Genomic DNA, 20,297 nt, shown 5'->3' with positions numbered 1-20,297 from the left:
ACGGTACGCCCGGCGGGGCCCGGCGCCCCTCGGCCGCACGCTGCTCAAGGGCGTGGTGGCTCCGTCAGGCTGATGGTGCGGCTCTCGCCGGGGGCGACGAGGACGGTGTGCCCGCCGAGGGCGACCCGCAGCGCAGACCGCTCCGCCGACGGGAGGCTCACCTCCAGGAAGTCCTTCCGCAGCCGGATGCGTACGCCCCAGTGCTCGCCGAAGCGGATGGTGAAGCCGTAGCTGCACAGTTCGGGGACGGAGGCAGGCGCCAGGTGGAGCGTGCCGTTCCGTGCCTCCAGCCCGGTCAGGCCCCGCTGGACCAGGTCGAGGGTGCCGGCCATGGCGCCCAGGTGGACGCCCTCCGGGGTGGTACCGCCCTGCAGGTCGCACACATCACCCTGCAGCGCCTCCTGCATATAGCGCCACGCCTCGGGCCGCTGCTCCCTGGACAGCAGCCAGCCGTGGACCAGTCCGCTGAGCGTGGAGCCGTGACTGGTACGGGAGAGGTAGTGGTCGACGCTGCGGTCCCAGGTCTCCTCGTCGACGCGGTACCCCAGGTGCCGGAAGAGGGCGGCCAGTTCCCGCGGCGGGAAGAGATAGCCCAGCATGAGGACGTCGGCCTGCTTGGACGCCTGGTAGCGGTTGACGGAGTCCCCCTCCGCCTCCAGGATGCGGTCGAGCCGCCGGATGTCGCCGTACCGGTCGCGGTAGCGCTGCCAGTCGAGCTCCGCCAACGCGTGGTAGCCGTCGAACTGGTCGATCACCCCGCCGTGGAAGGGGATGCACAGCCGCCGCGAGACCTCCTCCCAGCGGTCCAGCTCCGCCGCGGTGAGCCCCAGTTCGGCCAGCAGGTGGTCCCGCCGCGGGTGGGGGAGACCGCGGACGAGTTCCAGCGCCCGGGTGAGCACCCAGGAGGCGGCCGCGTTGGTGTAGGCGTTGTCGTCGATCCCCGGCCGTTCGCTGCCGGGATACGCGTCGTGGTACTCGTCCGGGCCCAGTACGCCCCGGATGTGGTAGCGCCCGTCGGCCGCCTCGTACCCGGCGGCGCTGCACCAGAAGCGCGCGATCTGCAGCAGGATCTCGGCGCCCTGCGTGTGCAGGAACTCCCGGTCCCCGGTGGCCTCCGCGTAACGCCAGACGTTGTAGGCGACGGCCGCTCCCACGTGACGCTGCAGCCTGGAGTGGTCCGGCAGCCAGCGCCGGGACTCCGGGTTGAGGTGCAGGGTCTGGGCCTCCTCGCGTCCGTCGCTGCCGCTCTGCCACGGATACATCGCCCCCGCGTACCCGGCCGCCCCGGCGTTCCGGCAGGCCGCGGGCAGCCGGCGGTGCCGGTAGGCGAGCAGGGCGCGGGAGACCTCGGGGAAGTGCAGGTTCAGGTAGGGGAGCACGAAGAGCTCGTCCCAGAAGACGTGCCCGCGATACGCCTCACCGTGCAGTCCGCGGGCGGGCACCCCCACATCCAGCTGGGCGGTGTGCGGGGAGAGGGTCTGCAGCACGTGGAAGTGGTGCAGCCGCAGGATGCGCCCTGTCTCCCCGGGCACCTCCAGATGCGCCCGCTCCCACAGGTGCCGCCAGGCGAGCCGGTGCGACTCCAGCAGTCGCGGGAACGCGGGGGCGCACGCGACCGCCTCGAGCGCCGCGGTAGGGGGGGCGCTGATCCCCCGGTCCCCGCTGCGGTAGAGGGCCGCGGTCTTGTCGACGTGCACGCTCTCGCCCGGACGCAGAGTCAGGACGAGCCGCTGCCGGGCGCGGCCGTCCTCCAGCGCGGTCACCCCGATGCGGCCGTCGCCGGCCGAGCACCCCAGGCGCGCGGCGACCGCGATCGTGTGGTGGGAGGTACGGGTGCGGCAGTGCACCCAGACGGTGTGCTCCCCGGCGGAACCCGCCTCCGCCGCGGTCAGATGCGCACCGGAGAGGTTCCGGTACCGCTCGACGCCGCTGTTGGTCACCGTCGCGTCCAGCCCGGCCTCCACCTCCAGCTCCCCGGACCAGTTCTCCGCGGTGAACGTCGTCCGCAGCGCGGCCCGGTGCGGTTCCCCCATGTGGACGATGCGCTCCTGCTCCACCCGCAGCCGGTGCCCGGAAGCCGGATCCTGGTACCGCACCTGCCGGGAGAGGACTCCGCCCCGCAGGTCGAGGAGTTGCCGGTGCTCCAGGAGCCCGGGCCGGTCCGGCGCCCACCAGGGCGGCTCGGTCCCGTCGCCGTCCGGGCGGGCGCGGAAGCGGAGCGGCAGCCAGTTGGGCAGGTTGACCATGTCCTCGTTCTCGACGTTCTCGACGTTCTCGACCTGCCGGCCCGAGACGCGCGAGGTGAGCCGGTCGTAGCAGCCGGCGGCGTACGTCCCCGGGTAGTGGTGCGCGTCGGCCTCGGCCTCGGGCGCGGCGCCCCGGGTGGCGAAGTAGCCGTTGCCCAGGGTGCACAGGGCCTCCCTGAGCCGTTCCTGCTCCGGCGAGTACCCCTCGTAGCTCCAGGTCCACTCGTCGTGCGGAGGTTCGTTCCCCGGCATGGTCCCAGCCTCCGTGCAGTACCGCGGGATCCCGCCACCGGCCCGGCCCGGCGACCCGGCCCGGTTCCAGGTAAACAGAGCGGCCGGGAGGCGGCCACCGTGCCGGCGCCCGCGGTGACGCGCACCGGGACCCCGGCGGGCCGGACCACACGCCCGCGCGGGAGCGCGGGAGCGGATGCGGATCAGCGGTGCGGGACGACTGCCACGGGGCAGGCCGCGTGGTGCAGCGCCGCGTGCGTGACGGGCCCGATCCGGGTGGGGAACGGGTGCCCCCGGGTCCGGCGTCCCGTCACCAGGAGCGCGGCGCTGCTGCTCTCGTCCAGGAGGAACGGCGCGGCAGCGCCGAGGGCCAGGATGGTGCGCGTCTCGACGTCCGGGCACCGCTGCCGCCACGGCTCCAGCACCTCCTCCACCGCGCGCCCCGCCGCGGCTTCGGCCCGGTCGACAGCCGTCGGGTCCGGCAACGCCGAGGGATAGGCGTACTGGTGCTGGACGCTCCAGGCGTGCAGCACCCGGACCCCCACACCGTGCTGCCGGGCCGTCTCGTAGGCGAAGCCGAGCACCGGGTCGCAGTCGTGCGTGACATCCACCCCGACCAGCACCGGGGCCGAGGCGCCCGCCTCGCCGTCCCGGACCGCCACCACCGGCAGCGTCGCGTGGGCCACCACCGACAGTCCGACCGACCCCAGGACGAACCCGGTCACGGGCCCGAGTGCCCGGGAGCCGAGCACCAGCATGTCCGCTTCCCGCGCGGCGGTCAGCAGCGCCTTCACCGGCCGCTCACCGACCACCTCTTCCCGTACGGTGAGCCCGGCGGCCGCGTCCTGCGCCGCCTGCGCCGCCGCGCGGGTGTTCTCCCGCGGCCACGACGGACCCGCCGCCGGGCCGCCTTCGGGCGCCGGCGTCGCCCAGGGCCCGGCAGCCGTCACGATGCGCAGCACGGCCCCGCGCGCCTCGGCCTCCCGCCCCGCCCACCGGGCGGCCCGTGTGCTCTCCTCCGAGCCGTCCACCCCGACCACGACCTCGTTCATGCGGGGCCTCCCGCCGCGTCGGTCCGCTGCCGTCCGAGACCCCCGGACGGTCGATTCCCCTCCGCCCCGCCATCCTCGCCCCGCCCCGCGCGGACGGCACGCGGGGAGACGCGGGGATGCTGCCTCCGGCAGGCGCGGGCCACCGGATCCGGGCGCGGACGGACAGCCCGGTGTTGACCCGGACGGGTGAGCGCTGGGCGACAGGCACCGGTCCGGTTGCCGCCGGCCGCCCGGGACGGGAACGTTCCGTCCAGGAGCCGGGCGATCCGGGCCCCGTCCAGCCCGGCTCTCCGGGACCAGGGCCGTTCCGGGGTACGACGGGCGACGGCAGGGCTCCCGGGCCTCCACCGCCGGGAGGCCGGGCCGGTGAGCCGCCCGCTCTCCGTGTGGCGCGTCCGGCGTCCCGGCGACGTGTTCGGCGCCCCGGCCAGCTGCCCGGCGCCACGACAGCAGGGAGCCAGCATGACCAGTCGGACCCCGTACCCGCGCCGCGGAGCGTCGTGGTGAACGGCGCCCCGGTCGTCGTCGGCACGGACGGTTCCGAGCCGGCCGGAGCGGCGCTGGCACTGGCCGCCGGGGAAGCCGCGGCGCACGGCCGGCGACTGGTGATCGCCCACGCCGTGGACCGGCCGCCGCCACCGGGCCCGGCCATGCTGCTCCACGAGAGCAGTCCACCCGCGCTGCGCGAGCGCGGCGAGAGCATCCTGCGCGAAGCACGGACCCGGGCCGAGGACCTGGCACCGGGCATCGCGGTCGAGACCGCGCTCTCGACGGACGACGCCCGCTCCCTGCTGGCGGAACTCGGAGCGGAGGCGTTTTTGACGGTGGTCGGCAGCCGCGGACACGGCCGGGTCGCGAGCGGACTGCTCGGCTCGGTCACCCGCCATCTGACCGCCGTCGCCCGGACCCCGGTGCTGGTGGCCCGCTCCTCGCGGCCGCCGACCGGCCCGGTGGTGCTCGGAGTGGACGGTTCGCCCGCCGCCGAAGCGGCGACCGCCTTCGCCTTCCAGGAGGCGGCCGTGCACGAGACGGACCTGCTCGCGCTGCACGCGTGGACGGAGTGGAGCGTGCCCACGCTTCCGCACACCGACCCCACCAGATCCATCGCGGAGGTCGTGGAGGAGCTGCGGGACGGCGAGGAGCGCCTGCTCGCCGAGGCGCTGGCCGGTTGGGCCGAGCGCTGCCCGGAAGTGTCCGTCGAGCGGCGGAGCGTGAACGGGCGCATCCGGCAGACCCTGCTCGACGCGGCCGCCGGTGCGGGACTCCTGGTCGTGGGCTCGCGGGGGAGAGGCGGCTTCCCCGGGCTGCGGCTGGGGTCGGTCAGCAGCGCGATGCTGCAGTACGCCCCCTGCCCGGTCGCCGTGGTCCCCGGCCCGGACCGGGAGCCCTGACCCGCGCGGTCGCCGCGCCGCGCCCGCCTTCCCACGCCGCCTCGGCAGGGCGCCCGCGGACGCCGAGGACGCCGAGGACACGGGCCTCAGGGATGCGGTACCACGGCGACCGGAGCGGACGCGTGGTGCATGACCCCGTGGGTCACGGGGCCGATGTGCGTGCCCAGCCGGGCGGTGCGGACCCGCCGCCCCACGACCAGCAGCCGGGCCTGGGCGGCGGCCCGCGTCAGCAGCACCGTCGGCTGCTCCAGGACGGCGCGTGCGTCCACCGCCACCTCGGGATAGCGCTCGGCCCACGGCTCCACCGCCTGCTTCAGCAGCGCCGCGCGTTCGCCCAGCACGTCCTCCAGCGCCGACGCGGCCAGCGGCAGCGGTCGCGCCCCGTAGACGGGCGGCGGCTCCCACCCGTGCAGGACCGTCAGCGGTACGCTCCACCTCCGAGCTGCCGCGAAGGCGAATTCCAGCAGATCCGCGGCCGGTTCCCGCACGTCGAAGCCCGCGACCACGCCGGGTGCCGGGGGTGTGGAGGCCCGCTCCGTGGGCTCGGCGGTCCGCGGCCCGGCGCTCTCGTCCGCACGGGAGGAGTCCCGGACGAGGACGAGGGGGCACCGGGCGTGGGCGGCCACCGGGAGGGCGACCGAGCCGACGAGGAAGCCGTGCACGGCGCCCGGCCCGCGCGAGCCGAGCACCAGCAACTCGGTGTCGCCCGACAGCTCCGTCAGGACCCGCGCTGCGGCCCCCTCCAGCACCGAGGTGCTGATCTGCAGGGCCGGGTGTTCGGCGCGCAGCTGGGCCGCGACGGTCGGCAGTACGTCGGACGCTTCCGCCCGGGCGCCGAGCTTCGGCGCCGCCTCCGCCTGTCCCTCCGGCTCCCGTGCCGCCTCCGCCCGCTCCTCCGGTTCCCGGTCCGGAGCGGCGCCGTCCGGCCCCGTCCGGACCGCCACCAGGCGCAGGGCCGACTCCCAGCGCTGCGCGGTACCCGCTGCCCACCGGGCAGCCGCCGCGCTCTCGGGTGAGCCGTCGAGGCCCACCGTGAAGCTCGGGCCCATTCCGCACCCTCTTTCACCAAGACCGGTATGACCGCCATGCCCTTCATTCCGGGCAGGGGGCTCATCGCCAGCTTCGCGCCCGGTCCGGACCCTGTCCACCGGTGCCGTTCTGCCGGGACGGCGTGGTCACCCGAGACCGACGAGCAGACCGGTCGTGCGGGTCAGGCCGCCGCCGGTGCCTGTTCCGGCCCGCCGAGGTCGAGTCGGACATCGACCACCCCGTCGACGGCCCGGCACAGCCGCTCCAGGAGTTCCGGCGAGTCGTGTGCGCCGATCCGCCCCCGCACCCGTACGACGCCCTCCGACACCATCCCGACCGGCTTCTCGTTCTCGTCGACGACGGGCACCGCGCTGATGTCGTGCTCGGCCATGAGCCGGGCGGTCTCCTTCAGCCCGGTACCGGGGTTGACACACACCGCGGGGCGGGTCATCAGGTCGCGTACTGTCCTGTGCCTCATCTGCTCCGGCCTCCTTGTCTCACCGGGTGCGCGTGCACCGGGGTACGTCGGCCGTCCGTGCCTCGCTCCGCACGAATCGGCGGGGGTGCAAGAGCACCGGCACGTTCGCGGTCCGCGCGAGGTCACCGGGCACCCGGGGGCTCAGCCTCCGCTGACCCGCACGTCCACGACCCCTTCGAGGGCCAGCACCGTGCGGACCACCAGCGGAACCAGTTCGGGATCCGACGCCTGACCCGACAGGGTGACGACGCCGTCGTGCACCTCGGCCCGCAGTTCGCCCACGGCGCCGGACAGCGGTGCGAGGATCTCCTCCCGCACCGCCTGCGCGATCTGTTCGTCGGAACGGAGATAGACGCTGAGCACGTCCGCGCGGCTCACGATGCCGATCAGCCTGCCGTCTCCGTCGATCACCGGGAGACTCTTCAGCTTCCTGCCCGCCATGGTGCGGGCGGCCTCGCCCACCCGGGTACCGCTCCGCACCGTCACCGCGGGGCTCGTCATCAGATCCGCCGCCGAGCCGCGCTGCCGGTTCGCCGCGCCGTGCACCCCGGCGTCCGCTCCCGGAGGCGGACGCGCGCGCGCCGCGTCCGGTGCGGGAAGCAGATCACCCTCGGAGACCACGCCGATCACCCGGCCGTCGCCTTCGAGTACGGGCACGGCACCGACCCGCCACTCGCGCAGCGTCCTGACGATCTGCTTGAAACCCGCGGTGCTTCCCACGGCGACGACGGTGTGCGTCATCACGTCACCGACGGTGCGCGGCGAAGGCTGCGTGCAGCGCCCGGACGGCGAAGCCCGGCCGGCCGGGGCCCTCATGGTGCTCATGGCCATATCCCTCGAATCGCTCAGGGAACTGTGTCCAGGACGTCCCGGACGGAACGCCGGGGAGTGTGCGCCCCCATCGGCCCATACCCCAGCCGCATGATCATCTGGACCGGGCCCGCACCCGCCACCGGATCCCGCAGCAGCCAGCGCAGCTCCTGCCGTTCCAGGGCCTGGGTGGCGAACGAGCCGACCACACCTTCCCGCGTGGCCAGCAGCAGCACGCGCTCCATGGCCTGCCCGGCGGCCACCCAGTCCAGCGGCCGGTCCTCGCGGGTGGAGACGACCGCGAGCTGCGGCATCCGCTCGAAGGCCGCCGACCCGCGGTCGGTCTCGGCGTGGCCGCGGGCGAAGTCCCGGACCGGCGCCCTGCCCTCCCGCCTGCGTGCGCCGAGGCTGTACTCGGGGATCCCGTCCCGTGTGGTGTCCGAGGCGTCGGCGCCGGTGCGCACCCACTTCTGCTCGTCGGGGTCACCGGTGAAGCGCGACTCCGACTCGGCGTCCTCGATCACGTCGAGTACCAGTTCCAGATGCCAGCCGGAAGGAAAGCTCAGCATCGCGCCCTCGCTCCGCGCCTGGTCGGCCAGACGCTGTCGCAGCGGGTCCGGGAGGGGGGTCTCGGCGTAGGGGTAGCGGCTGGTGTGACGTAGGGAGACGGCCCCCTGGAGTCCGGCGAGGTCGTAGTCGATCTCCTGCGGAGCGGCACGTTCCAGGCGCACCGTGGCCAGCGGCTCGGCCGTGTCGGCCGCGCTGTGCACGGTCGCCACCGGCCGCAGGGCCGCGTGCCATGCCGACACCCGGAGGTTGAGCAGCGCCGCACCGCATCCGATGTGCAGGGCCCTGTTCTCCGGATCCGCCGTCGGCATGGCCCGCAGCCTGTCCGCGTAGAGGTCGACCACGTGCGCGGTGCGGTGGTAGACGAAGCGCCACGGCTGGGCGTTGTGCATGGAGGGGGCGGCGACCGCGTCGCCGATCAGTTCCCTGACGAGCTCGTCGTCGAGTTGCGGAGTTGCCGGCATGACAGCCTCCTCTCCTCTCCAGCGTGAACCCGATGGCGCCGACAGGCCAGTGGTCACCCGGCGACGCCCGGGGCGGCGGTCAGCCGGCCTGGGACTCCTGTGACCGCACGGCTTCGTAGGCCTGTTGCAAGCGTTCGGAAGCACTGGGGCTCTTCGGGTTCTCGCGGGCGATGCCGAGATGGATCTCGCGCAGTTCGTCCATGAGGTCCTCCACGAGTTCCGGGGAACCGTCCGCGAGAATGCGGGCGCGCACCGCGAGCTCCGGGGTCGTGGGCCGGTGCTGTACCCCCCACGTCCCGAGCGCGGCCATCACCGGGAGGGTCTGGATACCGGCTTCGGTGAGGGTGTAGGTCGCCTTCTGGCCACGCGTGGCGTCGTCGCGGGTGAGCAGCCCCGTCTCGACGAGCTTCCGCAGGCGTCCGGCGAGGATGTTGGACGCGATCCCCTCCTCGTTCCGGAGTTGCAGATCCCGGAAGTGCCGCCGTCCGCCGAAGATCACGTCACGCAGCACGATCAGCGTCCAGGGGTCTCCCAGGACCTCCAGTGCGGCGTTGATCGCGCACCCCGAACGCGGCTTCTCGCGCAACACGTACCTCCTGAGCGATTGCGACATGCAACTCCTGCATCATAGGCTTCCCTCGTCCAGTTGCATTTAGCAAGCACTATTCGGAGGGTCGCATGGCCAGGGTCCGCGTGCACAACTTCAACGTCTCGCTCGACGGCTACAGCGCAGGTGAGACGATCACGCTCGACAAGCCCATCGGGGAGGCCGGAGCACTGTTCGCACGTTTCGACGGACGGTTCATCCACGGTGTGGACACCGTGGACGCGCCGATCACCCTCGACCGCGCTCTCACGAGCACCTGGGGCCAGGGCATCGGCGCGGAGATCATGGGCCGGGGCAAGTTCGGCCCGCAGATCGGCGAGTGGACCGACGAGGACTGGCGAGGCTGGTGGGGCGACGCGCCCCCCTTCCACACGCCCGTGGTGGTGCTCACCCACCACCGGCGTGCCCCCATCTCCTTCGACAACGGGACGAGTTTCCACTTCCTCGACGCCACCCCTGAGGACGCCCTCGCCCACGCCCGGGACCTGGCCGGCGACCGGGACATCCGGATCGGCGGCGGCCCCACCACCGTCCGGCAGTTCCTGGCAGCCGACCTGATCGACTTCATGCACCTGGTCACCGTGCCCGTCGTCCTCGGCGCCGGGGTCTCGATGTGGGACGGGCTCGCCGGAGTCGAGGACCGCTTCACCGTCGAATCCGTGACCTCGGCGAGCGGCCTCACCCACCAGTTCTGGAATCGCATCGGCGCCGACTGAGCGGGCGGGACCGAGCCGCCCGACGCCGCGGGCGGCTCGACCTCGGAGGGACGGCTCAACGTCGGGGCGGCCAGTGGTCCACCGGCAGCGGGCCGTGGAAGATGCTCCATGGGTGAAATACTTCGCCCGGGAACGACAGTCCAACTGCTTTCGCGAAGAGGAGAAGCAATGCAGGGAGCGGCGTCGCCGCGGCATTCTGCCCGGAAGTGCGAGCGCCGGTGGACGGAGGCCATCGGGTTCCTGCGCCAAGGGCGTCCGGACTGGGCGGCGATTCGCTTCGAAGAGGCGATCGAGCACGATCCCTCGGCCGCTGATGCCTGGTTGGGTCTGCACGCCACCGGGCATCGTCAGGCCGAAGCGGTCGACGCCATGTCGCGGAACCACAGTTCCTTCGGCGCCCTGCGCAGGAAGCACAGAATGCCGCTGGAGTCCCGCTTCGACCTCGGCGCCTACGTGACCTTCCGGCTTCAGACAGCTCGCGACCTCTGGCTGGCCGTCGTCACCAGACTCCTGGACGCGGGTTGTCTGGAGCAGGCGTGGCAGTCACTTTCGACCGCACATCTCGACTGCGACGAGACACGGTTCGCGGCCACACGGTACGCCTTCCTCGATCAGAACTGGCCGCTCGTGCTGGATTTCTCACGGGGGATCGCCGACAGGTTCTTCCGCGAGGAAGCCCAGCTGTACGTGGCGAGAGCGCTGGTCGAGCAGCACGTCTTCCATGAGGCACTCAACGCGCTTGCCCCGCTCCCGAAGGTATTGGGCAAGGAGGGGCGGTTCGCCGGCGAGGTCGCCTACTTCCGAGGGCTGGCACACGAAGGGCTGGGGCAGAAGGAAGAGGCGCTGCGCCAATTCCAGTATGCCTTCCGCTGCTTCCCCGACTTCGCCGATGTGGCCGCTCGTGCACAGGCTGTCCCCGTACAGGCCAAGGCAGCCCCGAGTCGGCAGGCGGCGGCGCCTGACGCTGTCCCCGACGCCGGGCATCCGGCCGACGCTCAGGCACGTGAGCTGTTGCTGGCGGAAGCCATGACCCTGCTGGACGGCATGGTGGGCCTCGACTCCATCAAGAAACAACTACGCACGCTCGTCGCACAGTTGCGCATGGCCGCCGTCCGGCGAGAACAGGGACTTCCCTCGTCCTCGGCTCCGCAGCATTTCGTGTTCGCGGGACCTCCGGGCACGGGGAAGACCACGGTGGCCCGAGTGATCGGCAAGGCGTTCGCCGGACTTGGGCTGCTCGAGAAGGGCCTGGTGGTCGAAGCACAGCGGGTCGATCTGGTGGGTCAAGTCCTCGGGGAGACGGCCATCAAGACGAGCAAGGTGATCGACTCGGCCCTCGACGGGGTCTTGTTCATCGACGAGGCATATGCGCTGTCCAACAGCGGCTACTTGGGGGGCGACGCCTTCGGAGCGGAAGCACTCCAAGTCCTCCTCAAGCGCGCCGAGGACGATCGAGACCGGCTCGTCGTGGTCCTGGCAGGCTACCCGCAGGAAATGGCCGACCTGATCGCGAGCAATCCGGGGCTGGCCTCCAGGTTCACCACGCGGGTCGAATTTCCTTCCTACTCCGCCGATGAGCTCGTGCAGATCGCCTCCGGCGTCCTGGAGTCCCAGGGCGACGTCCTGGACGAGGACGCCGCCAGCGCACTCGAAGCCTGTTGCAAGCAGGCCGTGGCCGGTGATCTCGTGGATCAGTTGGGGAACGGCCGCTTCGCCCGTGAACTCTGCCGCAAGGCCGCCGGGTTCCGCGACCTGCGGCTGGACGAACTCCATGGAAGTGCCAGCACCCCTACGCGCGAAGAGATCACCACGGTGGGGTTCGCGGACATCTTCCAGGGGTATCAGGCCCTCTGCGACAGCACGACCGCGCCGTGATGAACCCCGAACCCTGCGGCCGGGTGGACGACCGAGGAGCAGCAGATCACGGTGCTCGCTGCCTGAGGACTGGTAACCGGCTGCGGCGAGATGCGCTCTTCCTCGCCCGCACGCAGTCGCTTCGCACCGCTGCCGCGGCCTCTCCCTCCCGTAGGCGCAGGGGAGCAGTGGGGTCCGGGTGGGTCCGCGGCTGGGGCTCCGCGTCACCCGGGCGAGGCGCGAGCGGAGCGAGAACAGCCAGGGCCTGCGCCCTTGTCGGGCGCTGGCCGGGCTGCCTGGCCAGCATGTCCAGGACCAGGTCGTCGAGTGGGTCGGGGATGCCGGGCGGTACAGGCTCGGAGGCAGGGGAGTTTCGCTGAGGTGCTTCTCGGTCAGGCCGGATTCCTCGCCCAGGGGGAACGGGGCCCGTGAGGAGTTCGGAGAAGAGGCAGCCGAAGCAGTACACGTCGGTGCGCGCGGTGGGGGTCCGCTCCAGGTGTTTGCTCGGGGGCGAGATAGCCGTGGGTGCCCAGAGTGGAGCCGTGTGCCGTATAGCGGGTGGCGTCGGCGAGCAGAGGTTTGGCGATGCCGAAGTCGATCACTGCGACGGCGCCATCGGCTCCGGTCATGACGTTCGCCGGCTTGAGGTCGCGGTGCACGACCGGCAGCGTGTGCTGACGTCATGACATCCCCTTCGGCCCTCCCCCGTGGCTCTCCCCAGGATGGACGGGATGTCCGGGAAGGCGAAGGGGGGCGACGTGCGTCGCGAGGCCGCGGCGGAGAGGTAGCCGCTGATCGGGCGGATGCCACCCGCGAACGGACGAATCCGGAAGCTCGCTTCTCACCAGCACGTTTACACAGCGCCCGCAGGGTACACAGGGAGGCCGGACGGCGGCTCATGAAGCTGCCGAGGTCAGCCGCGGGTACACCGGTCCCGCGGGACACACCGAGCAACGGAGACTGTTTTGGGGCACACCATGGAGCTCGAGGAGCTGAAATCCGTCTACACGCACGAGGGGCCGTTCGTGACGGTCTACCTGGAGGGCCGTGCTCCGGGCGAGGATGCGGAGAAGCAGGTGCGTCTCCGCTGGCAGAACCTCCGTGAGCGGCTCGAGAGCGAGCACGCCGACCCCTCGGCGCTGGACGCCGTGGAGGCGGCGCTGGAGTCGGGCCAGTTCGGTGAAGCGCAGACGAACGGCCGGGTCCTGGTGGCCGCGGCGGGCGACGGCGTCGTTCTCGACGAGCCGTGGGACGCGGCCCTCGGGGGCGGCGACACGGCCTACGCGGGCGTGCTTCCGGAGCTCGGTGCGCATGTACGGGAAGCGGCGCAGGCCGTGCGGGTGCTGCTGGTCGTCACCGGCCAGGAGGACGCCGAGTTGCGGCGGCTGGTCGTCGCGGCCGAACACGAACCGGACGAGGTGGCTCGTGAGGAGGTGCGGGGCGGCGCCGTCGAGAGCCCGCACCACGTACGGGAGGGTGCGCTCGCACACCGGCGGATCCAGCGGCGTGCCGACGAGGCCGTGCGGCAGAACGCCAAGGAGATCTCGGCGGCCGTCGGCGCGGCTGTCGCCGAGTTCCACCCGGACATCCTCGTGCTCGCCGGCGAGGTACAGGGCCGTACAGCCGTTCGCGAACAGCTCACCGGCGACTTCTCCGGGCTGCTGGAGGAGACGGACCGCGGCGGACGCGGTGACTCCGGTGCCGAGACCGTCCTCCTCGACGAGGTGCTGCGGATCGCCGCGCAGCACTCCACCGAGGCGGAGGCCCGGCACGCCGGCCGCCTGGCGGAAGCCGGCGCGAACCGGCTCGCGGCCAAGGGCGACCCGGAGGTGATGAAGGCCGCCGAGAACGGCGCCGTCGACACCCTGCTCTTCGAACAGGGCACGGACGCCAAGCGCGAGGCTCTCCTGCTGAAGACCGGTGCGCAGACAAGTGCCTCGGTGGCCGTCGTACAGCCGGGCACGGGTTTGCCGGACGGCGTCGGCGCGGTCCTCCGCTTCCCGCCGGAGGGCTGATCCCAGGGCTCCCGGACCCCGGACCCCGGACCCCGGACCCCGGACCCCGGACCCCGGACCGCGACCGGTCCGGCCGCCCGCCCCCTTCGGCTGCCTCATACCTCGGCCCTGGGCGGTCACCACAGCAGTGCGCCGCGCAGCACGGCGGCGAGACCGCCCAGCAGGGCGACGGAGATCACGAGGCGTCGCACCAGGGCCGGATCGACCCGGGCGGCCAGCCACTCGCCGGCCGCCGCCCCCGTCAGCACCAGTGCGGCCGCGGCGGTCAGCGCCGTGGGCGGGATGTCGGGGAGCCCCTTGGTGGTGAGGGAGACGCAGTTGGTGAGGAGCAGACATCCCTGGGCGGTCGCCACGAAGCGGCGCATGTCCCAGCCCTCGGAGAGGGCGTGCACGGTGATCATCGGTCCGCCGAGCCCGGCGGTGACGTTCATGAAGCCCGACGTGGCGCCGGCGACCACCGCCCCGGATCGGCCGCGCAGCGCGGCGGCCCGCTCGTTGAACTGCACGAGCAGCATCGCGCCCACCGCCAGGGTGCCGACCATGACCAGCAGCGGTGGCTCGGGCAGCGTGCGGACGACGAGGGCCCCGAGGGGCACGGCCGCCAGGCCCGGCACCGACAACCAGGCCATCCGGCGCCAGTCCACCGCGCGCCAGGTCCGCAGGAGCACCAGCGCGCACAGGGTGGCCGACAGCAGGTTCGCCAGCCCGACCCCGGCCCGTGCGCCCAGCACCTGGACCAGGAAGGGAGCGGCAACCAGCGCGAAGCCCAGTCCGGTGGCCCGCTGGGTGGCCGCCCCGGCCAGCACGCCGACCCCGGCGAGCGCCGGCAGCACGAGGGAGCCCACGGGTCAGAGTCCCAGCGAGAGGTACCGCGATTCGGTGAACTCGGCCAGCCCCTCCGCGGCTCCCTCCCGCCCGAGTCCGGACTGCTTGATCCCTCCCAACGGGGCGAAGGCCACGCTGGGCAGCGCCTCGTTGACCCCGACGATGCCTGCTTCCAACCGCTCGGCGAACGTCCAGCAGCGTCCGACATCGCGGGAGTAGACGTAGGCGGCCAGCCCCGTCTCGGCGCCGTTGGCGAGCCGTAGCGCCGCTGCCTCGTCCGGTGCCCGGAAGACGGCAGCCGCCGGACCGAAGACCTCCTCCCGGGCCAGCGCGGCGCCGGGTGGAACATCTGCCAGCAGCGCGGGCGCCAGGAAGCAGCCGGTCCGCGGTACCGGGCGTTCGGCGGTGAGCAGCGTGGCGCCCTGCTCCCGTGCTCCGTCCACCATTCCGCGGACGGCTGCGACGCGGTCCGCGTCCGCCAGCGGCCCCAGGTCGGGGCAGCGGGCGGCGAGGCCGTCACCGATGGTCAGGGCGTCGGCACGGCGGACGAACTCGCCGACGAACGTGTCGTACACGGACGTGTGCACGATGAACCGGTTGGCCGCGATGCAGGACTGCCCGGTGTTGCGAAACTTGGCGAGCAGAGCGCCTTCCACCGCAGCGTCCACGTCGGCGTCGGCGAGTACGACGAACGGCGCCGCACCGCCCAGTTCGAGCAGGGGCCGTACGATGCGGCGGGCGCACCGCTCCATGATCAGCTTCCCCACGGCGGTCGAGCCGGTGAAGCTCGCGACGCGTACCGCGGGGTGGTCGAGCACGGCCTCGGTGGTGGGCGCGGCGGGGCCGTGCACCAGGTTGAGGACGCCCTCGGGTATCCCGGCGTCCGTGAGGCAGCGCAGCAACTCGGTCACGGCCAGCGGCGCCTTCTCCGATACCCGTGCCACCACGGTGCAGCCGGCGGCGAGGGCCGGGGCCAGCTTCCGGGCCTGGATGGAGCAGGGGAAGTTCCACGGAGTGAGGCTGGCGACGACGCCCGACGGCCGCCTCAGCACGACGTGGCGGCGTCCCGTGGCCTCGTGCTGCAGCACAGCGCCGTCCGGGCGGCGGGCCTCCTCGGCGAACCAGCGGAAGTACTCCGCGGAGAAGGCGATCTCGCCTTCGGCTTCCGGCAGCCGTTTGCCCGCCTCCGCGGCGAGGAGCGGGGCCAGCCGGCCGGACCGCTGCCGGATCAGCCGGGCTGCTTCCAACAGGATGTCCGCCCGGTACCTGGCGGTGCTCGCCGACCAGTCGGCGAACGCGCGGGCCGCCGCGTCGCCGGCGGCGGTGGCGTCGCGTACGGCCTGGGCCGCGTCCGGGTAGTCGACGTGGCCCACCGATTCCCCGGTGCCGGGGGCGTGCACGGCCAGCTGTTCGTCCCGGCTGCGCCACTTCCCGTCGATCAGGACCGTGGGAGCGCTGTAGGGGGCACTCATCGACAGTCTCTCCTCCGTCTCCTTGTCGGTCGCGGACACCGGTCAGCCCGCCTTCGCGGCGACTGTCTCGTCCACCACGTCCACCAGCCGCCGCAGTCGGGGGACCGCGTCCTCGCGCAGGGCCCGCTCCAGGTCCGGAGCGCCTATGCAGCCGCGCCATACGGCCCGCCCGGCCAGGAAGCCGGATGCGCCGGCCTCGCAGGCCAGTCGTACGGCACGCGGGAACTCGTCCGCGGGGACGCCGGAGGAGAGCACCACCCAGGGGGAGGCGAGCGCGGCGCCGAGTTCGGCGCACCGCGAGCGGATCTCCTCGTCGGAGCCCCGGCCGCCGAGCGGGACCTCGCCCTTGTACAGGTCGGCGCCCAGGTCGCCCAGTTCTCGCGCGGCGGCCAGGATGCCGGCGCTGTGGTCCCAGTCCTGGCCGGAGCGCGGGGCGCGGGAGACGGGCTCGATGATGCTCACCAGTCCGGCCTCCCGGCAGCGCCGCACGAAGCGGCGCACCATGCCCCTGCGGTCCTTCGCAGAGCCGTCCGGACGCCAGATGACCAGCAGTTTCATGGCGACCGCACCCTGTGCCCGGACAGTGTGCGGATCCACCTCCTCGTCGATCACCGCGTCGGTGACCACTTCGCCGTTTCCGGGGACGAAGCGGTCGGCCGCCGCGATCAGTCCGCAGCCGGGGGCGACCGCCTGCTGCTGGACCAGGGCGTCGAAGCAGAACTGGCGGTCGGCCAGCACGCCGGAGGCGTAGGGGGTGAGCGCGCGGGCAGCGGCCGTCTTGAACTCGGTCAGGGTCCGGTCCGGTACCGACCGCAGAACCGGGCCGGGGACCGAGCCGTCGGGCTGGGGGGCGGAATCCTCGGCGAACATCAGGCGCATCGCCTCGCGTTGGTCGACGGCGAGCATGGCCAGCGCACCGGAGGGGCGGGCGAGCGTGGCGAGATCGTAGGGAGGGAGGTTCACTCGGACTCCTTCACCTCACCGCACGGTGCGGTGAGCTCGTGGCGGCTGGGGATCGCGGAGCGACCGTCGACTGCACGGCAGGACCGGGCGGCGGCTTCGCCCGCGAACGCCATCGCCCGGGGGAGCGGCAGGCCGCGGACGACGGCGGTGAGCAGGGCGCCGTGGAAGACGTCTCCGGCGCCGAGCGTGCTGACCACGTCGACGGGTACGGCGTCGGCCCGGTGCAGGGAGCCGTCGCTGTCCCGGCCGATGGAACCTCGCGCTCCGTCGGTGGCGACCACGCGCTCGGCGCCGGGTGCGGCGAGCAGTGCGGCTTCGTGTGCGGTGACGGGGGAGGTGCCCGCGGGCGCACCCGACTCCGGGACACTGCCGGTGGTGTCCGGGAACCGGTCGGTGAGCCGCGCGACTGTCGGTACGTACAGCTGTACGTCGGCGGGACGGCACAGGCTGGGGGTGGGGTTGCCGTCGTCCACCGAGAGCCGGGGGCGTTTCGCGGGCGGGACGTCGGCGAGCAGTTCCGCGACGGCCGGCCAGCCCAGGTGGTCCACGTGTACCCAGTCGGCCTTCAGTACGGCGGCCCGGGCCTCGGGCTGCAGCTGCAACGGGGGGACGGGGAGGGTGCAGATCGCCCGTGCCGTCTCCCGGCGGCTGGAGAGCACCACGCTGGCGGGCGTACGGAGGTCGGGGTCGACCCGGAGGTGACGGAGCCCCACGCCCTCGGCGGCGAGGTCGCTCGCGATTCCGCGGCCCTGGGCATCGTCCCCGACGGTGCACACCAGTTCCACCGGCAGGCCCAGTCGGGCCGCTGTCACCGCGGCGGTGGCGGCCGGGCCTCCACCGCTGTGCACCAGATCGTCCGCGATGATCCGCTCGTCGGGTGTGGGGTGGTGGTCCACAACGGCGATGGCGTCGGCGGTGGCGACACCGACGAAGACAACGCGTGCCATGGTCACCGCCCGTTCGTTTCCACAAGTGTCATGGCGGGAGTCTCACAACGCGATGTTCTATTGTCAACATTGATTGTTGGAAATAGCTCAGCGTGACCGGGGTACGGCAACGGGCCGCCGGGCGAGGTCGATCCCCCGCCGCGGCCCTTCGGTCATCGAAAGGCACCGGAAGGCTGGTCAGCCGCCCGTGCCGGAGGCCGCCGACGCGCCTTCGGCGACACATACCCGCACGCCCGCCCGGTCCAGGGCGGCGGCCAGCCCGGCGGCCGGGTGCGCGTCGGTGACCAGCGTGTTCACCGCCTGCAACGGGCACAGCAGCACCGGTGCCGACGCCTCGACCTTGGAGTGGTCCACCAGCAGCACGACCTCGTCGGCTATGCCCATCAGCGCCTGCTTGGTGGGGCGCTCCAGGTCGGTGCTGACGTAGATGCCGCGCTCGTCCAGGGCCGCCGCGCCCAGAAAGAAGAGCCGCACCCGCAGCCGGGCCACCCCTTCCACGGTCATCGGGCCGACGAACGCCCTGCTCTCCGGGTTGAGATCGCCACCGAGCCCGACGACCCGGGTCGTCGGGCGGCCGAGCATCTGCTGGAGCACGGGCACCGAATGGGTCACCACCGAGCCGGTGAACGACTGCGGCAGTGCGGTGGCCAGCTCGCACGGTGTGGTCCCGGCGTCGATCGCGATGGCGTCGGCCGGCCCGACCAGCTGAGCGGCACGGGCCCCGATCCGCGCCTTCGCCTCGTGGTGTGCGTCGGCACGGCCGGAGAACGCCGGTGCCCGGCTGCCGATGGGCAGGCTGACTCCGCCCCGGACCACTCGGACGAGGCCGTCCTGCTCCAGCAGTCGCAGGTCACGTCGCACGGTCATGTCGGAGACCTGAAGGCTGTCGCTGAGGTCGCTGATCGACAGGAAGCCGTTGACCTGGAGTCGGCTGAGAATAGCCTCGCGGCGGTCCGCAGCCGTTTCGTGACGCCGAGTGGCGTCGTTCATCCGTCCTCCTCGGTGTGATGCCCACGGCGCGATGTCTGTCGCGTCTGTCGCAACCCGTTCAGCGCCACCTTACTCACGCGCTGTATCCGGCTGTTCTCTCTTGACGAGGCTCTTGACATCACCACAGGCGGCGTTACAGTCCCAACATCTTATGTTGGATTTCTAACAGATGGTGGGGCGAGGCCCCCTTCCTTGCCACCCGCCGGACCGCTCCGCACGTCAGGAAGGCCCGCAATGCCGCGTGTCGCACTCATCCCCACGGCCAGGCCGACATTCGCCACCGACCAGGCACAGGTACGCGCCGACGCCGCCCGCGAGCTGCTGGCCGGCCTCGGCGCGGAGATCGCCGGGCCACCCGAACTCGTCATGACCCCCGAAGACGTGGAGACGGCGGCACCGGCCCTGGAAGGCGCCGACCTGGTGATCAACGTCTGCGCCTCGTTCTCCGACGCCACCCCCGCCCAGCGCCTCTACACGGATCTGGACCGGCCCCTGCTGCTGTGGGCCTTCCGGGAACCCGGCGAGACCGGCGACCGACTGTGGCTGAACTCGCTGTGCGGCGCCAACCTCTTCGCCCACGCGGTGGTACGCGGCGGCGGCTCCGTCCGCCTGCTCCACGGCGACCCGGACGAGCCCGGCGTCCGCGAGGCACTGGCCCGCGCGCTCACCGGCGACCTGCCCGAGCCCGGCACCCTGGAGACCGTCCCCGGCGAGCGGGCCGGCCCCGGGCCCGTACGGGCCTCGCTGGAGCGACTGCGCGGGCGCCGGATCGGCCTCGTGGGAGAGGCGCCCCCCGGCTTCACCCCCAGCGAGTACGACGCCGAACTGCTCCAGGAGCTCTTCGGCGTCGCCGTGGAGACCCTGCCGGTGGACAGCGCCATCGACGCGGCCACGCGCGTCGAGCCGGCCGTACGCAGCGCCGAGCGGGCCTCCGCCGTCGCCGCGCAGCCGAGCCTGGCCCAGGTGGACCGGGAACAGGCCGAACTCGCAGCGGCCGTCACCACTTCCCTGCGCACCTGGACCGAGGACAACGGACTGGCCGCCGCCGCGATCCGCTGCTGGCCGGAGTTCCCCACCCGGCTGGGCGCCTGCCCCTGCTCCGCCCTCTCCCGACTGGCGGACGAAGGCACCCCCACCGCCTGCGAGCGGGACGTGTACGGGGCGGTGACCATGCTGCTGCTCGAATCGCTGGGCGCGGGTCCCACCTACCTGGTGGACACGGTCGACGTGGACAGCGACCGCAACGTGCTGCGGCTGTGGCACTGCGGCGCCGCGGCGACCGCCCTGGCCGCCGACCCCGCCAACGCCACCCAGTCCGTGCACTGCAACCGCAAGCTCGGCGTGGCCGGAGACTTCCCGCTGCGCACCGGGCCGGTGATCCTCGCCAGGCTGACCGAGGACCCCGGACGGCCCGGAGCCCTGCGTCTGCTGATCTCCGCGGGTGAGTCGTTGCCCGCCGAGAACCGTTTCCAGGGCAACACCGCCGAGGTGCGGGTCGACCGCCCAGCCGCCGATCTTGTCCAGTCCTTGGTCACCGGTGGATTTCCGCACCACACCGTGCTGGCTTGGACTGATGTGCGGCCCGCCCTGCGCACTGCCGCCGACCTGCTCGGCATTCCCGTCACCGAGTGGTGACCGAG

General features: G+C 72.8%; 18 protein-coding genes. 5 read left to right on the top strand and 13 right to left on the bottom strand.

All coding sequences use genetic code 11. From position 1 onward, the window contains the following. Positions 1–44: 44 nt before the first annotated feature. On the bottom strand, positions 45–2,498 hold the full coding sequence (locus P2424_RS04405) for a glycosyl hydrolase family 65 protein (RefSeq protein ID WP_276474475.1): 2,454 nt from the start codon (positions 2,496–2,498) through the stop codon (positions 45–47). A gap of 182 nt (positions 2,499–2,680) precedes the next feature. Continuing rightward, a complete protein-coding gene (locus P2424_RS04400; protein ID WP_276474474.1) occupies positions 2,681–3,529 on the bottom strand; it encodes a universal stress protein in 849 nt (282 codons plus the stop codon). A gap of 503 nt (positions 3,530–4,032) precedes the next feature. Between P2424_RS04400 and P2424_RS04395 the strand changes: the two genes are divergently transcribed. Then, entirely contained in the window at positions 4,033–4,920 is an 888-nt protein-coding gene (locus P2424_RS04395) for a universal stress protein (protein ID WP_276474473.1), read from the top strand. Positions 4,921–5,006: 86 nt separating this feature from the next. On the opposite strand, the gene P2424_RS04390 is transcribed toward P2424_RS04395, so the two are convergent. The 5 genes from P2424_RS04390 to P2424_RS04370 form a co-directional block, all read right to left on the bottom strand. After that, positions 5,007–5,969 (bottom strand): universal stress protein, encoded by a 963-nt coding sequence (locus P2424_RS04390; RefSeq protein ID WP_276474472.1) that lies wholly within the window; start codon positions 5,967–5,969, stop codon positions 5,007–5,009. Between the two features lie 161 nt (positions 5,970–6,130). Next, the gene (locus P2424_RS30950; protein ID WP_346660063.1) at positions 6,131–6,427 is read right to left on the bottom strand and encodes a CBS domain-containing protein; all 297 of its coding nucleotides are present in this window, start codon (positions 6,425–6,427) and stop codon (positions 6,131–6,133) included. Between the two features lie 141 nt (positions 6,428–6,568). After that, the gene (locus P2424_RS04380) at positions 6,569–7,252 is read right to left on the bottom strand and encodes a CBS domain-containing protein (protein WP_346660062.1); all 684 of its coding nucleotides are present in this window, start codon (positions 7,250–7,252) and stop codon (positions 6,569–6,571) included. Between the two features lie 20 nt (positions 7,253–7,272). Continuing rightward, on the bottom strand, positions 7,273–8,268 hold the full coding sequence (locus tag P2424_RS04375) for a nitroreductase family protein (protein WP_276474471.1): 996 nt from the start codon (positions 8,266–8,268) through the stop codon (positions 7,273–7,275). A 79-nt stretch (positions 8,269–8,347) separates the two neighbouring features. After that, positions 8,348–8,854 (bottom strand): helix-turn-helix domain-containing protein, encoded by a 507-nt coding sequence (locus P2424_RS04370; RefSeq protein ID WP_276478818.1) that lies wholly within the window; start codon positions 8,852–8,854, stop codon positions 8,348–8,350. Between the two features lie 92 nt (positions 8,855–8,946). Between P2424_RS04370 and P2424_RS04365 the strand changes: the two genes are divergently transcribed. Further along, the gene (locus P2424_RS04365) at positions 8,947–9,591 is read left to right on the top strand and encodes a dihydrofolate reductase family protein (RefSeq protein ID WP_276474470.1); all 645 of its coding nucleotides are present in this window, start codon (positions 8,947–8,949) and stop codon (positions 9,589–9,591) included. A 168-nt stretch (positions 9,592–9,759) separates the two neighbouring features. After that, positions 9,760–11,466 carry an AAA family ATPase gene (locus P2424_RS04360; RefSeq protein ID WP_276474469.1) on the top strand — a complete coding sequence of 569 codons (1,707 nt, stop codon included), beginning with the start codon at positions 9,760–9,762 and terminating at the stop codon, positions 11,464–11,466. A 371-nt stretch (positions 11,467–11,837) separates the two neighbouring features. Here P2424_RS04360 and P2424_RS04355 read toward each other — a convergent pair whose 3' ends face one another. Then, positions 11,838–12,074, bottom strand: coding sequence for a hypothetical protein (locus tag P2424_RS04355; RefSeq protein WP_276478817.1), 237 nt, complete (start codon positions 12,072–12,074; stop codon positions 11,838–11,840). Positions 12,075–12,410: 336 nt separating this feature from the next. Between P2424_RS04355 and P2424_RS04350 the strand changes: the two genes are divergently transcribed. Next, positions 12,411–13,460, top strand: a complete 1,050-nt coding sequence (locus tag P2424_RS04350; RefSeq protein WP_276474468.1) for a hypothetical protein — start codon at positions 12,411–12,413, stop codon at positions 13,458–13,460. Positions 13,461–13,576: 116 nt separating this feature from the next. On the opposite strand, the gene P2424_RS04345 is transcribed toward P2424_RS04350, so the two are convergent. From P2424_RS04345 to P2424_RS04325, 5 genes are all read right to left on the bottom strand, one after another. Further along, positions 13,577–14,305 (bottom strand): sulfite exporter TauE/SafE family protein, encoded by a 729-nt coding sequence (locus tag P2424_RS04345; RefSeq protein WP_276474467.1) that lies wholly within the window; start codon positions 14,303–14,305, stop codon positions 13,577–13,579. A gap of 3 nt (positions 14,306–14,308) precedes the next feature. Further along, entirely contained in the window at positions 14,309–15,757 is a 1,449-nt protein-coding gene (locus tag P2424_RS04340) for an NAD-dependent succinate-semialdehyde dehydrogenase (RefSeq protein ID WP_276474466.1), read from the bottom strand. Positions 15,758–15,799: 42 nt separating this feature from the next. Next, the gene (locus P2424_RS04335) at positions 15,800–16,720 is read right to left on the bottom strand and encodes a hypothetical protein (RefSeq protein ID WP_276474465.1); all 921 of its coding nucleotides are present in this window, start codon (positions 16,718–16,720) and stop codon (positions 15,800–15,802) included. Next, positions 16,717–17,667, bottom strand: coding sequence for a PfkB family carbohydrate kinase (locus P2424_RS04330; RefSeq protein ID WP_276474464.1), 951 nt, complete (start codon positions 17,665–17,667; stop codon positions 16,717–16,719). The genes P2424_RS04335 and P2424_RS04330 overlap by 4 nt, the downstream gene beginning before the upstream one ends. A 177-nt stretch (positions 17,668–17,844) precedes the next feature. Next, the gene (locus P2424_RS04325; protein ID WP_276474463.1) at positions 17,845–18,657 is read right to left on the bottom strand and encodes a DeoR/GlpR family DNA-binding transcription regulator; all 813 of its coding nucleotides are present in this window, start codon (positions 18,655–18,657) and stop codon (positions 17,845–17,847) included. A gap of 234 nt (positions 18,658–18,891) precedes the next feature. Here P2424_RS04325 and P2424_RS04320 point away from each other — a divergent pair, with 234 nt between their 5' ends. Beyond that, on the top strand, positions 18,892–20,292 hold the full coding sequence (locus P2424_RS04320; RefSeq protein ID WP_276474462.1) for a hypothetical protein: 1,401 nt from the start codon (positions 18,892–18,894) through the stop codon (positions 20,290–20,292). Positions 20,293–20,297: the final 5 nt, after the last annotated feature.

Origin of the sequence: Streptomyces sp. WMMB303 (assembly GCF_029351045.1) — a bacterium.
Taxonomy (GTDB): Bacteria; Actinomycetota; Actinomycetes; order Streptomycetales; family Streptomycetaceae; genus Streptomyces.
Note: the sequence above shows the minus strand (reverse complement) of the source record. Positions and strands in the feature narration are given on the sequence as shown.